This window comes from Chitinophaga sp., assembly GCF_017745275.1.
GTDB lineage: Bacteria > Bacteroidota > Bacteroidia > Chitinophagales > Chitinophagaceae > Chitinophaga.
In genome coordinates, this window is the sequence record NZ_JAGHZS010000002.1 from 494,129 (window position 1) to 508,227 (window position 14,099).

A 14,099-nucleotide genomic window follows, 5' to 3' on the forward strand; every position below is an offset into this window, starting at 1 on the left:
CCCTTTTCTTTTACTCATTAGTCTTACTAGTATGGAGCCAATTAGATCTTCCCTGGCAGACCTGTTGCAAAGGTACCTTGACGGCACAATTACCACGCCGGAGAGTGAAATGCTTTTTGCGGCGCTGCGGGAGAACAGGATGGAGGAGGATGCCGGACTGGAAGCTGTATTACATGAAAATTATGATGCGGCGTTTGCCCAAAAGCCGGTGCTGACGGCGGATATGAGCCGCCAGATACTGGATCGTCTGTTGCTATCTATTAACCATACTATAGAAGACGAAACTCGCCCTGTGCCGTTGTTGCGTCGCTTATGGTTCCGTTATGCCGCTGCAGCAGTGATGATAGCCGCTCTGGGGCTCACCTGGGTGTTGCTGACGGATCGTAAGCCCCGGCCACAGGCAGCCAGATTGGTGACGGAAATGGGTAAGGCCACAGGTGGTAACCATGCGGTGTTGAAGCTGGCTGGTGGCCAGGAAATACTGCTCGACAGCGCCCATGGCAATATCCGTAATGCCGGCTTTAAGGCCAGCAATGACAGTGGCCTGCTGCATTATGAAAATAATGCCACGGCCGTGGAATACCATACTTTGTCTACCCCGCGAGGCGGGCAGTATAAGCTGCAGTTGCCGGATGGTACAGATGTATGGCTGAACGCGGCATCCAGTATTACTTATCCTACTGCATTCAGAGAGAAAGACCGTAATGTGAGGATTACCGGGGAGGTATATTTTGAAGTAGCAGACCAGGAGCAACCTTTTAAGGTAAACATCAACGATCATCTCCGGGTGGAAGTGCTGGGTACCCGGTTTAACGTAAACGCCTATACGGATGAAAGCAGTATCCGCACTACCTTGCTGGAAGGCCGCGTGAGAATGGCCTATGACCAGCAAACAATGATACTGCGGCCCGGGCAGCAGGTGAGGATCGCGAACGGAAAGATGAACGTAGCAGACTACCCGGACCCTGACATGACCATTGCATGGAAGAATGGCTCTTTCAGATTCGAGCGCACCCGCCTGGATGAAGTATTGCGCCAAATGGCCAGGTGGTATGATGTAGACGTTGTGTATGAAAAACAAGTACCGGATATTGTATTTACGGGAGAAATCAAAAGAGAATTGAATTTATCGCAAGCGCTGATAATATTGGAAAAGATGGGGGTTCATTTCAGGATAACAGGAAAACAACTGATTGTCATGCCATAATTAGCTCAGTCAACAAGTTCACCATATTTAAAACAAAGCAGTGGTAACACTGAGTGGCGGAGCTTTGCGCCTGTCGGAGCAATATGTAATTATTTAAGTCAACCAATTCAATAATCAACCAAAAGTATTATGCCATTATGTAATCAAAAGTGGCCAACCGTTAAAAGAAAATTGCGTCCGCAACTGGTGGCACTTTTCTTTATTGCAATCGCGTTGATTGCGCCGCGGAAGGCAATATCCCAGACTATTACCTATAGCAGTAAAAAGGTAACGCTTCAGCAGTTGTTTACAGAAGTTAAGAAGCAGACCAATTATGCGGTGATATTTAATCCCGACAAAGTAGATATAACCGCCACGGTAGCAATCAATGCAAAGAATCTGCCACTGGAGGCGTTTATGAGGGCGGCGTTGGCAAAGCTACCTCTCGCTTACACCATTGTAGGAACCACTATTGTTGTTTTCTACAAAACGAATGATACCTCTGAATTAGACCTGCCGTTGATGGATGTGCCCGGGGTTGTTTATGATGGGAAGACCATGCAGGGTATCCCCGGTGTCAGCATTATAACCAATACATCCGGCGCTGGTACACAGTCGAATGAAAAAGGAGAATTCGTACTGAAGAAAGTAAAGATGGGTGATATGATCAGTTTCTCCAGTATTGGTTATGAGAAGCAAACATTATCCGTAGGGCCTGCCGGGAGTTCTATGACGGTAAGAATGAACGTTGCTACCAGTGTGCTGGACCAGGCGGTGGTACAGGCATATGGGGTTACCAGCAAGCGGTTATCTACCGGAAATATCAGCAAGGTAACAGGAGAGGAAATTGCCATGCAGCCGGTAATGAATCCATTATTGGCATTACAGGGAAGAGTACCCGGTATGGTGATAACGCCTACCACCGGTTATGCCAGCTCGCCTGTAAAAGTTCAGATCAGGGGAAGAAGTTCTATCAACCCCAATGTGCTCTCTGAACCGCTGTACGTGGTGGATGGTGTACCGCTCAATATTTTAAATATCTCCGGTTACGCCGTGGGGGAATATGGTGATGTGTCGCCGGGCCTTGATCAGTCACAGACCTTTAATCCTGCGCAGGGACAGAGCCCTTTGTTCACCATGAATCCACAGGATATAGAGAGCATAGAAGTACTGAAAGACGGTGGTGCCACTGCTATTTACGGTTCCCGCGGTGCTAATGGCGTAATATTGATCACCACTAAAAAAGGGAAACCCGGAGAAACCCGTTTTGACCTGGGCGCAAGCCAGGGAGCTACGGCCGTTACCCGTTTCTGGCCTATGCTGAATACACAGGAGTATTTGCAGATGCGGCGGGAAGCCTTTGCCAACGATGGTATTACTCCAACAGCAGTCAACGCACCAGATCTGATGGTATGGGATACTACCCGCTATACCAACTGGCAAAAGGAGGGACTGAAAGGAGGGAAGATGACCAACGTGAATGCTACTTTATCGGGAGGAACAGGCAGCACCTCTTTTCGCCTCAGCGCAGGTTACATGCGCCAGACGGATATACTTACCTATGCCGGAAGTAATCAACGGTTATCCACCACACTGAATTTGAACCACCGCAGCAAAAACCAGAAGCTGTCCCTAAGTATGACTGCCGAGTATTCCTATATTCCTCTCGACATGGTTTTAATGCCGCAGTTTACCACGCTGGAACCCAACGCCCCGGCCGTTTTTGATAGCAGGGGAAATCTCAATTATGCAGACTGGAATGCCGCTGGTATGGGAGGTAGTTATCCCTTTAGTAGTCTCTTAAATCCTTTCAGCAGCAAAACCAATAGCCTGAATAGCAGTCTGCGGATTAGTTACCAGTTGCTAAAGGATCTTACATTCATCACTTCTGTTGGCTACGCTAATTCACAATTCAACAGCTTATTCCTGCAAACCATTGCGGGCCAGAACCCCGTCAATACCAACATTACAGGAGCCAGTATGTCGGGAGGTACCAGCACTAATAACTGGATTGTTGAGCCGCAGTTGAGTTACAACCGTTACATCGGTAAGCTGAAGTTGTCTGTGCTGGCAGGTGGTACCATGAACAGGACGGTTACGGAAGGTTCCAGCCTGTTTGGTGCAGGATTTAAAGACGATGCCCTGCTTCGCAGTATATATGGGGCCTCATTTGTAATGGCAGGTCAGAATTATGGGCAGTACAAATATGCAGCGTTATTTGGTCGCGTTAACCTGAACTGGGAAGATAAATATGTATTGGAATTGACCGGTAGAAGAGATGGGTCCTCCCGTTTTGCGCCTGGTAGCCAGTTTGGGAATTTTGGTTCTGTTGCCGGTACCTGGATCGCTTCTGAAGAAAAATGGATGAAGGATATATTGCCGGGCTGGTTCAGCTTTGTAAAATTCAGGGGCAGCTATGCGTTGACCGGTAGCGATAACGTGGGAGATTACCAATATCTTTCTCAATGGGCGAGCTATTCGCCAGTCGGTGCCACACTGTTCAATTACAATGGTATTAAACCGCTGGTGCCTTTACACCATGAAAACCAGTTGTATCACTGGCAGCTCGAAAAAAAACTGGAAGTAGCCGCTGCATTGGGGTTCCTGGACAACAGGATCAATCTCGGTTTATCCTGGTATCGTAATCGCCGCAATAATCAACTCATGTCTGTAGATGTTGCGGCATTCACGGGCTTTAATAAAGTGGTGGCCAACTGGCCAGCCAACGTGGAGAATGCCGGCCTGGAAGCAGACCTGAGTGCAAGGATCGTGAGTACAGCGAAGTTTTCCTGGACAGTTAACTTTAATATCTCTCATAACGTCAACAAATTACTGGCATACCCCGAATTTGAGGCATCTCCATTTTATTCACAATACAAACTGGGGGAATCACTTGATATGAAATATCTCCTGCATTACCAGGGAGTGGACCCTCAAACCGGACAATACAGTTATGCTGATCATAACCACGACGGCTCCATTAGTGCCAACACCGCTCTTTCTCCCGGAACCGGCAACGATGATCGCTATATTGGAATAAATACCGCTCCAAAATTTACAGGTGGAATAGGTAACTCCCTGAACTATAAAAACTGGATGCTGTATTTTTTCTTTGATTTTAAGAATCAGATGGGCCTCAGCAATCTTGTGGTCAACGGCACACCAGGTGGCATGAATAATATTTCACCGGAGGTGTACAACAACCGCTGGCGCCACCCTGGTGATAATGCCCGTTATGCGAGGCTTTCTACCACGAGCACTATCAGTGATATCAACTTTAATAATTCTGATGCGAAATATTCGGATGCTTCTTTCCTGAGATGCAATAACGTCAGTTTGGGGTATGTCCTGCCTGAAAAGCTGCTTAAAAAAGCCAGCGTGAAAGGAGCAAGTGTTCGGATGAGCATGCAAAATTTCTTTGTGCTGACAGTCTTTAAGGGAATGGATCCGGATATGCAGACATTCGGAACATTGCCGCCTGCCAAAGCGCTTACCTGCTCTCTTTACTTTAACTTTTAACTGCCACGGTCATGTATATACGTTTTGTGTTTATTTTTTCAGTAGTACTTTGTTTATGTGGGTCCTGCAGCAAACTGGTGGAAATAGATCCTCCCCGCAATACCATTACCACCGGGCAGGTATTCAGTACAGATGCCCAGGCTACTGCTGCCATGGCAGGTGTGTATATCAATATGCTGAACTATGGTGCACTGGGCAGTGGCAGAATTACCATGTTCGCGGGCTTGTCTGCTGATGAACTGCTGGCATATGGTGGGGTAAATGCTTCCTATTATCCCTTTAACGCCAACCGCCTGTTGTTGCAGCATGCCCCCTCCGATCAGTGGACCAGCGCTTATCAATCAGTTTATGATGCAAATGCCATCATGGAAGGAATTGCAGGATCCACTTCCGGCAAGCTGCATGATGATGTAAAGAAAGGGTTGACAGGCGAAGCAAAATTTGTGAGGGCATTCAGTTATTTTTATCTCACCAATCTTTTTGGTGATGTACCACTTGTACTCACGGTGGATTTCAACAAAACAAAAAATCTCCCCAACGCTCCGCAGGAACAGGTATACAAGCAGATCATCCAGGACCTCCAGGAGGCGGTAGCCCTATTACCGGAAGATTATTCCGCCAGCAATGGCGGGGTACGCGTACGCCCCAACAAGTGGGCTGCTACCTTACTCCTGGCCAGGGCATTGCTTTATACAGGCAATTATAAAAACGCTGCAGCACAGGCTACCACAGTAATCAATCAAACATCATTGTACAACCTGGAGAGTAATTTAAACAATGTATTTTCCACCAGTAGCAGGGAAGCCATCTGGCAACTGCAACAGGATGTGACGAATAACATAACCTATAATGCCACCTTCGAAGGCTGTATCTTCCAGCCGGTGCCAGTGCATACAGGACAGCCGTATCATTATTTGTCACCCGAACTGCTCAGCGCTTTTGAATCAGGCGACCATCGGCGAAAGGATTGGGTGGACAGCACCGATAACTCCATTGTTCCCGGAGGCGCCGGCAACTACCACTACCCGTCTAAATACAAAATAGGAAATGCCAACGCCGACCGCTCCGGAATGGGCGTAGCAACAGAGTACTATACTATGTTGCGTCTTGCTGAAGCCTACCTGATCCGCGCAGAGGCATCTGCGCACGACGCTGGTATCAGCGCTGCGATTACGGATCTCAATATCATCCGTAAAAGGGCAGGGCTGACGGATCTGCCAACGAATTTAAACCAGTCGCAGGTGCTGGCCGCTGTGGCCAAAGAACGGCAGACAGAGTTTTTCTGTGAGTGGGGGCACCGTTGGTTGGATCTTAAACGAACCGGCAAGGCAACGCAGGTATTGTCTGCTATTCCACTGAAACGCCCCTGGCAGGGCGACTTCCAGTTGCTGTATCCCATTCCCCAGTCGGAGATACAGAAGGATCCTTATCTGAAACAAAACCAGGGCTATTAAAAAAAAAGTGATGCCAAAAATAACACTCAAACTTTCCGTCGTTGCCTGGTATGTAATGTGCCGTGGTTTGCTGCCGCTGCTCATTTGCGGCTGCCTGTTTTCCTGTTCGAAGGAAAAAAATCCACCTGGCACTTCTTCGCTGACCATTGTTAATGCAATAGCAGGCAGCGACATGTTGGTAGCTAATTTTAGTGGTACCGTTCCACTCAACACCTACTTGTATGCCAACAGGTTGCCTTACAATTTTTTCTCGGTGCTGAGTAACCAGTTTTCTGCCTATAGCGGCCAACAACCACTGGCTATTTACGCATATCCTGATACGCTGGAAAAAAGTACGCCGCTTTTCAATATGTCGCTGCATCTGCCGGTAGGATCTATTCATAGCCTGTTCCTGACAGGAACTATGCAACATCCGGATACCATGCTGGTAACAGATCTTTTGCCTGTTTATTTGCCGGAAGATAGCGTAACAGGTATCCGCTTCGTGAACCTTTCACCAGGCAGCGCACCTGTTAGTATCAACATACAGGGACAAACAGGCAGTGTGGAAGTAAGTAATCTGCCTTATAAGGGAATCACCGGGTTTAAGCGATATGCAGCAAAGACGACATCGCCGGATTATGTATTTGAATTCCGGGATGCTGGCAGCGGTGCGTTGATCGCCTCTTACCAGGCAACAGGCATCAGTAATCCAGGTACCTTGACGCCTAACAACTGGCGTAACCGTAACGTTACACTGGCGTTGCTGGGCAATCAGACGTTGTCCGTGTTATTGATCAATAACTATTAAAACAATCATCAATTTAGTATGAGTGCGATTATAAGAACCGAGCAACTTTCACATAAGTATAGCAGCTCCTGGGCTATACGGGATATTAACCTGGAGATAAGCCAGAAGGGCATTGTGGGCCTGCTTGGCTCCAATGGCGCCGGGAAATCCACCACCATGAGTATCATTTGCGGTGTACTCAATCAAACAGAGGGGAAGGTGTTGATCAATGGGGTGGATATCAGGGAAGAACCCGAACTGGCTAAAAAAGAAATTGGCTTTTTGCCGCAAACACCGCCCTTATATACAGATCTCACGATAGATGAATATCTCACTTACAGCGCGCAACTGCGGTTAATAGAAAAGCATAAGATAAAGGCAGCGGTGGAAGAGGCCAAGGAACGATGTGGCATTGCACATTTTAGCTCACGCCTGATCCGTAACCTCTCGGGTGGCTACCGGCAGCGGGTAGGCATCGCCCAGGCCATTATTCACAAGCCCCGGCTGGTAGTGATGGACGAACCTACCAACGGATTGGATCCCAACCAACTGATAGAAGCAAGAAAACTGATCCGGGAAATTGCAGAAGACCATACCGTACTTTTCTCTTCACATATTTTGTCAGAAGTACACCTGCTCTGCAAAGAAGTGATCATGATTGAAGCGGGACGGATTGTATTTTCCGATACCATGGATGCCTTCAATAACTATGTACAACCGCATAGTATGTTGATCCGCCTGGAAAATTTTCCGCCGCTAACAGAACTGATGAAAGTGCAGGGCGTAACCAGGGTGGAATACCTGGCAGACAAACAAGCCCGCATTTATTTTGATGGCAACCAGGAGGTGGCTGAAAATATGGTGGCCGCCAGTATTTCACATGGATGGAGGCTCCGTGAGATCAGCTTTGACAAAGGCCTGCCTGACGACATCTTCAAACAATTATCCGCACAATCCCTTTCTTAAAAAAATTAACAGATAAAGATGACCTTTAAAATTGCTAAAACAGAACTTCGCAACCTGTTTTATTCCCCTGTTGCCTGGTTCTTATTGATCGCGTTTTTAGTGCAGGGCGCTGTTTTTTATACGATTCCCTTAACCAGTGTTGCCAGGTGGCAGGATGTGGCCATAGAGAATAATCCGAAGTTTAAAGATTTTGGGCTTTCGCTTACCCGGCTGATCTTTATGGGAACAGATGGTATTTTCGTGAATGTGATGCAGAACCTGTACCTGTTTGTACCCTTGCTAACGATGGGGATCATCAGCAGGGAAATTAACAGTGGCACTATCAAGCTGCTTTATTCTTCCCCGGTAAAAATTCGTCATATCCTGTTTGGAAAATACCTGGCGGTGATGATATTTAACCTGTTGTTGGTATCGATAGTAGGCGTGTTTATGATAACAGGAGCACTTACTATCCATGCGGTTGATTATGGGGTATTGCTGTCTGCCGCCTTTGGTTTTTATTTACTGATATGCGCCTATGCTGCCATCGGCGTGTTTATGTCCAGCCTTACCACCTATCAGATTGTATCCGCCATCGGCACCTTTATCGTTATTTTCATCTTGAGCCGTATTGGTGGGCTGTGGCAGAAATATGACCTGGTAAGGGATCTTACTTATTTTTTATCTCTTTCAGGGCGTACCCAGAAAATGCTTGTCGGGCTCATTACCACCAAAGATGTTATTTATTTCCTGGTAATCATTTGTTTGTTTTTAGGATTTACCCTGATCAGGCTTGGAGGAGCACGGGGTACCAGCCCCTGGTTTATCAAAGCAGGAAAATATATGGCGGTGATAACCGTTGCGCTGCTCATAGGATATATCACCTCACGTCCTGCCACTACCCTTTACTGGGATACGACCGCAGATAACACCAATACCATTCATGAACGGACCCGGAAAATTATCGGTCAGATGGATAAGGAATCCCCGTTGGAAGTGACGCTGTACACCAACCTGATAGGAACTGGCGCAGACCAGGGAAGTCCGGAAGGCCGTAACAGTTATTTATCTTCCCTATGGGATCAATACCTGCGGTTTAAGCCGGACATTCAGTTCAAATACGAGTATTACTACGACTATGATGCCAGTGCAGATAGCACCCTTTATAAGCAGTTCCCGGGGAAAAGTCTTCGACAGATAGCAGAAAAGATAGCCTTTGGGCGGGAAACAGATCTGTCTGGTTATAAATCACCGGAAGAAATGCATCAACGCATAGACCTGCAGCCGGAGGCTTACCGTGCAGTAATGCAGTTGAAGTACAAAGGACGTACTACTTTTCTCCGGACATTTGATGATGGCTTGTTCTGGCCGGAAGAAATGCAGGTAGCACCTGCCCTGAAACGCTTATTGCAGGCACAGATGCCCAAAATATTGTTCTTAACAGGCAACCTGGAGCGAAGCATTTACAAAACAGGAGAGCGGGAATATTGGAGGCATTCTATCGCAAAAGGTAACCGCTATGCATTGATAAACCTGGGGTTTGATTTTGATACACTGGCACAATCCAGTACTGATATTCCTACCGATATTGCCTCACTGGTAATAGCCGATCCTAAAACAGCGCTGAGTACACAAACGCTGGATAAGGTTAAAAGATACATTGATAGGGGCGGCAACCTGTTCATCCTTGGAGAACCCGGCAAACAGGCGATACTGAACCCTGTATTGCAACAGCTGGGTGTGCAGTTGATGCCTGGTACATTGGTAGAACCTTCAAAAGATGAAATGCCACATATGGTGAAACCCTATCTCACTGCCACCAGCGCCAATCTTGCAGAGGAATATGTGTTGCAGATATTAAAGGAGGCCATGAAAAAGAAAGATAGTGAAGATACCATGTTTACCATGCTGCCGGGAGCTACAGCCATTGCCTGTGATACTGCAGGAGGACCATTTACCATACAGCCGCTGTTGCTGACAGAAGGAGATAAAACATGGCTGAAAGCAGGTACCCTGGTCACCGACTCTGTGCCACCTGTGTATAGCCCGCAGGATGGGGATATTCATACCCCCTTTACTACCGCCGTGTCGCTAACCAGGAAACACAGTAATAAAGAACAACGTATAGTCGTTTGCGGGGATGCTGATTTTATGAGTACACTCCGGAACGGGGGCGATTTTATGGGAAGGGCTATCTACAGCTGGCTGGATAATAATGAATTCCCGATCTATACGCCAAGGCCCAGGCCCAGGGATGCAAAGCTGACTATTAACCTGGCAATGGCCAATGCACTAAGAATAACCTATGTATGGATATTGCCGGCCCTGATACTATTGGCGGCAACGATATTACTCATCAGACGTAAAAGGAAATAAAGCAGTATCATGATATTGGAAACCGACAGCCAGACAATGGAAGACCTCGGGATATTCGGGCGGCGTGAAAAAAGCGGCATCTGTGATCTGTACAATCATACGCACACCCGTGGAGGCGAAGCGGTATTGCAGGAGATGTTCCGGAACCCACTGGCCAGCCAGGAGGCAATTAACAGGCGTAGCAGCATTATTGAAAGTTTTGCCCGGCTGCACATCCCATTTCCTTTTGATGCCGGTGCGCTGGACATGGCGGAGAAATACCTCACCAGCGCAGATGAACGGGCCAGGCACCGGCAGTCGCCCCTGAGCGAAAAAGAGATCGTAAATGGCGTAACGGCTATCATAGAACTGATGCAGCGTATTAAGTCGTTCATCACCACAAACGGGGTAAGTAACATCAACGCCTATATGGAGGAATTGAACGCTATTGCCTTACTCCTGGAGAACCCTGCTTTTGAGCCGGTGTTCAGGGAAGGCGCGAAAGGGAAGTTGTCTTACGGCGCAGTGGCGGCTTACGACACCCTTTTCAGGATCAGTGAGCGAAGCAGTGTAACGCAGTTACTGGCGCATATTTACAACATGGATGTATATCTTTCTGTAGCTAAAGTGGCAACAGAACGGAATTTTATCTTTCCCAAAGCGCTGGAAAAAGGAGGTGGAACACTATGCCTGGAAGGCGTATATCATCCGGAGCTGAAACAGCCCATTGCCAATAACCTTTTCCTGGGCGATGGACAAAACCAGGTATTCCTGACCGGCGCTAATATGGCAGGAAAGTCTACTTTTCTGCGCGCAGTAAGTACGGCTCTCTACGTGGCGCACATGGGTTTTCCAGTGGCTGCGGCAGCCATGCATTTTTCCGTAATGGACGGTATTTTTACTACCATCAACCTGCCAGATAACCTGGGTATTGGTGCCAGCCATTTCTATGCAGAAGTGCTGCGCGTAAAGAAGGTGGCCACAGAACTGCATCGCGGGAAATCTTTGTTCATCGTGTTTGACGAGTTGTTCAGGGGCACCAATGTAAAGGATGCGCATGAGGCTACCGTGGCTATTGCCAGGGCGTTCAACCGGAAAAAGACCAGCCTGTTTATCATTTCCTCGCATATTGTGGAAGCAGGAGAGGAGCTACGAACACAGACGAATGCCGCATTCCTGTACTTACCTACACGCATGAACGGACATACGCCGGAATATACCTATACCCTGGAAAAAGGGATTACAGACGATCGCCATGGGATGATCATTATACGGAATGAAGGCATACTGGATATCCTGAAAAAAAGAGCATTATGAGTTTTACTATAGATAAACAAACACTGGATGAACTAAACCTGTTAGGCAAATTCCGCCAGGGATCCATATATGGCTTGTTCTGCCAGGTGAAAACCAGGGGTGCCGAGCAACTGTTAGATCATATGTTTCGTCATCCACTGGACAATGCCGTAGCCATCAATGAACGCAGCAGCATTTTCCGCTTTTTCCAGGAGGCGAAATTCAGCTTCCCTTTTGACGTACAGCAAATAGGAATGATGCGGGATTACCTGGACAGCAGTGCGGGAAACAGCGCCTGGCTGGTGCTGGTTAATACGCTTGTCAGAAAAGGGCTGGCAGTGTTAATGCGTGATGAACGATACCGGAAAACAGTCCAGGGATTGCAGGCCGTTATCATTACATTGAACCGATGTAATGCTTTCCTGGAGACAGCTGCAGCGTATGAAGGTCCTTATGCCGGGCGTATTGCGGCAGTAAAAGAAATACTCTCTGATGGAAGGCTGCAAAGACTGGCCAATATCGATATTTACCAGGATCTGCCGGTACGCATCCTGGCTTTTTACGACTACCTGTTAAAAAACAAACTCCATGAGCAAATGGAGTCTCTGCTTTCGTTTATCTATGAAGTAGATGTGAACGTGGCGGTGAGTGATGTAGCCCGTAGCAGGGGATTTACTTATGCCATCGCTTTACCGGAGGAACGCAATGTATTATCAGCAGCCGATCTTCGGCATCCATCTATACAAGATGCTGTAGGCAACAACTTACAGTTGTATAAGGATAGTAATGTACTGTTCCTCACCGGGGCAAATATGGCAGGGAAATCCACCCTGATGAAATCTATCGGCATAGGGCTGTACCTGGCGCATATGGGGTTTCCCGTGGCGGCTGACAGTATGGAATTTTCTATCAGGCAGGGATTGTATACTTCCATCAATGTGGCGGATAACATCAACCTGGGCTACAGCCATTTCTACGCAGAAGTGGTAAGGGTGAAGCAGGCTGCAGAAGCGGTCAGCAGTGGCCGCAGGATGCTGCTGATGTTTGATGAACTGTTTAAAGGCACCAACGTTAAGGATGCATTTGATGGTACATTGGCAGTGACTGAAGCATTTGCTGTGTATAGGGAATGCCTGTTTATTATTTCCACCCATATTATTGAAGTAGGGGAAATGCTGCGGCAGTATGAAAATATTCGCTTTGCTTATATGCCTACTATTATGAACGGGGTGCATCCGCAATACACCTATCGCCTCCGGGAAGGGATTACGGAAGACCGGCAGGGTATGATGATTATCAGGAATGAAGGTATCCTGGAATTGATAGAAGATACACCGGTATAGCGAATGTGTTTACCAAAAAAGAAGCCGGCCATAAATATGGCCGGCGTAGGTATTGCGAAATATAATATGCTCGTCAGATAACTGAGTTGTCTTAATTACCAAATAATTCCGTCAGTTTCTTATTCAGTTCTTCTCCGCGAAGATTGATGGCGATGATATTTTTATTTTCGTCCAGCAGGAAGTTGGCAGGTACCGCACGGATGCCGTATTTACGGCCCACTTCATTATTCCATCCTTTGAGATCTGAGGTATGCAGCCATGGCAGCTGATCTTTTGCAATGGCTTCTACCCATTTGTCTTTGTGGTCGTCCAGTGATATGGCAACGACTTCAAATCCCTGATTTTTATATTTTGCATATTGTTTGGTGAGATTGGGGTTCTCTGCGCGGCAGGGACCACACCAGCTGGCCCAGAACTCTACCAGCAGATATTTGCTTTTTACATCGTCCAGTTTCAGCGGTTTATCGTTTACATCCATTTGGGTAAACCTGGGAGCCGGTGCGCCTATATGAATGGTTTTGGCTGCGTAGATGCGCTGTTGTAGTTCCTTGCCCGGATCGCTGTTGCGCAGGCTTTCGCTCATGGCATTATAGATCGGTTCTATCTTTTTTACGTCTACAGGGGTACCGGTCCCTTCTGATAGTGCCACCATACCGAAGTAAGACTGCGGATGTGTCTTAGCATATTCAATTTGCGCATTTGCCCGGGCTTTCATGCGCCTGTGGTACTCTATATTGATTGGTGCGAAGAAGGCAGTGTCTTTTTGCTGTTCAGGCGTTGCTGCCTGTACCTGGGCATTTGCCCATTTGTTCAGGTCCATGATTGTACCACCGATGGTTTTATTGTAGGCAATAAATTCATCGTATACTTTGGAGCCGGAGAAAGTGGCATTGGCCAGGGAGTCGGCAGAAGTAATCTTAATTTTTTCTTTGCCGAAATAAAAGTAGATCACATCGCCGGTATACACCGCTTTCTGTTTCCCACTGCCATCGTGGCTTAGGGCCATGCGTGCGTAGGAGTAGCCGGAACTGGTGCCGTTGAAGGTAAACTTGCCATTGATAACAGCGGCGCTGTCTTCTTTGCCAACACCATTGCTCATATAGTCGATGTAAGCCATCGCAGGGCTGTTTAGTTTACCAATGTGTCCTTCAATGGTAAAGGCGCCTTGTTTTTGTGCCATGGAAGCGAATGGCAGGGTGATTGCCGCCAGTATTAATATTCTTTTCATCTCT

Annotated in this window: 9 protein-coding genes; 8 read left to right on the plus strand and 1 reads right to left on the minus strand. The window is 47.4% G+C overall.

The annotated features are described in order from the left end of the window. Positions 1-31: 31 nt before the first annotated feature. The 8 genes from J7623_RS07735 to J7623_RS07770 all read left to right on the plus strand — a co-directional run bounded on the left by J7623_RS07735 (position 32) and on the right by J7623_RS07770 (position 12,867). A complete protein-coding gene (locus J7623_RS07735; RefSeq protein WP_291919210.1) occupies positions 32-1,207 on the plus strand; it encodes a FecR family protein in 1,176 nt (391 codons plus the stop codon). A 129-nt stretch (positions 1,208-1,336) separates the two neighbouring features. Continuing rightward, the gene (locus J7623_RS07740) at positions 1,337-4,705 is read left to right on the plus strand and encodes a SusC/RagA family TonB-linked outer membrane protein (protein WP_291919212.1); all 3,369 of its coding nucleotides are present in this window, start codon (positions 1,337-1,339) and stop codon (positions 4,703-4,705) included. Between the two features lie 11 nt (positions 4,706-4,716). After that, positions 4,717-6,159 (plus strand): RagB/SusD family nutrient uptake outer membrane protein, encoded by a 1,443-nt coding sequence (locus J7623_RS07745; protein WP_291919214.1) that lies wholly within the window; start codon positions 4,717-4,719, stop codon positions 6,157-6,159. Between the two features lie 10 nt (positions 6,160-6,169). Beyond that, positions 6,170-6,949 (plus strand): hypothetical protein, encoded by a 780-nt coding sequence (locus J7623_RS07750; protein ID WP_291919216.1) that lies wholly within the window; start codon positions 6,170-6,172, stop codon positions 6,947-6,949. 18 nt (positions 6,950-6,967) lie between these two features. Continuing rightward, the gene (locus J7623_RS07755; RefSeq protein WP_291919218.1) at positions 6,968-7,894 is read left to right on the plus strand and encodes an ABC transporter ATP-binding protein; all 927 of its coding nucleotides are present in this window, start codon (positions 6,968-6,970) and stop codon (positions 7,892-7,894) included. A gap of 18 nt (positions 7,895-7,912) precedes the next feature. Further along, positions 7,913-10,249 (plus strand): Gldg family protein, encoded by a 2,337-nt coding sequence (locus J7623_RS07760; protein ID WP_291919221.1) that lies wholly within the window; start codon positions 7,913-7,915, stop codon positions 10,247-10,249. 9 nt (positions 10,250-10,258) lie between these two features. After that, positions 10,259-11,545 (plus strand): DNA mismatch repair protein, encoded by a 1,287-nt coding sequence (locus J7623_RS07765; RefSeq protein ID WP_291919223.1) that lies wholly within the window; start codon positions 10,259-10,261, stop codon positions 11,543-11,545. After that, complete coding sequence (locus J7623_RS07770) at positions 11,542-12,867, plus strand: DNA mismatch repair protein (RefSeq protein WP_291919225.1); 1,326 nt, start codon at positions 11,542-11,544, stop codon at positions 12,865-12,867. Before J7623_RS07765 ends, J7623_RS07770 begins: the two co-directional genes overlap by 4 nt. A gap of 91 nt (positions 12,868-12,958) precedes the next feature. Here J7623_RS07770 and J7623_RS07775 read toward each other — a convergent pair whose 3' ends face one another. Next, complete coding sequence (locus tag J7623_RS07775; RefSeq protein ID WP_291919227.1) at positions 12,959-14,095, minus strand: TlpA disulfide reductase family protein; 1,137 nt, start codon at positions 14,093-14,095, stop codon at positions 12,959-12,961. Positions 14,096-14,099 lie beyond the last annotated feature (4 nt).

Bases quoted from the DNA above. Each gene is read 5' to 3' on its own strand.
- J7623_RS07750 (WP_291919216.1), top strand. From the start codon at position 6,170: ATGCCAAAAATAACACTCAAACTTTCCGTCGTTGCCTGGTATGTAATG.
- J7623_RS07755 (WP_291919218.1), top strand. From the start codon at position 6,968: ATGAGTGCGATTATAAGAACCGAGCAACTTTCACATAAGTATAGCAGC.
- J7623_RS07760 (WP_291919221.1), top strand. From the start codon at position 7,913: ATGACCTTTAAAATTGCTAAAACAGAACTTCGCAACCTGTTTTATTCC.
- J7623_RS07735 (WP_291919210.1), top strand. From the start codon at position 32: ATGGAGCCAATTAGATCTTCCCTGGCAGACCTGTTGCAAAGGTACCTT.
- J7623_RS07765 (WP_291919223.1), top strand. From the start codon at position 10,259: ATGATATTGGAAACCGACAGCCAGACAATGGAAGACCTCGGGATATTC.
- J7623_RS07770 (WP_291919225.1), top strand. From the start codon at position 11,542: ATGAGTTTTACTATAGATAAACAAACACTGGATGAACTAAACCTGTTA.
- J7623_RS07740 (WP_291919212.1), top strand. From the start codon at position 1,337: ATGCCATTATGTAATCAAAAGTGGCCAACCGTTAAAAGAAAATTGCGT.
- J7623_RS07775 (WP_291919227.1), bottom strand. From the start codon at position 14,095: ATGAAAAGAATATTAATACTGGCGGCAATCACCCTGCCATTCGCTTCC.
- J7623_RS07745 (WP_291919214.1), top strand. From the start codon at position 4,717: ATGTATATACGTTTTGTGTTTATTTTTTCAGTAGTACTTTGTTTATGT.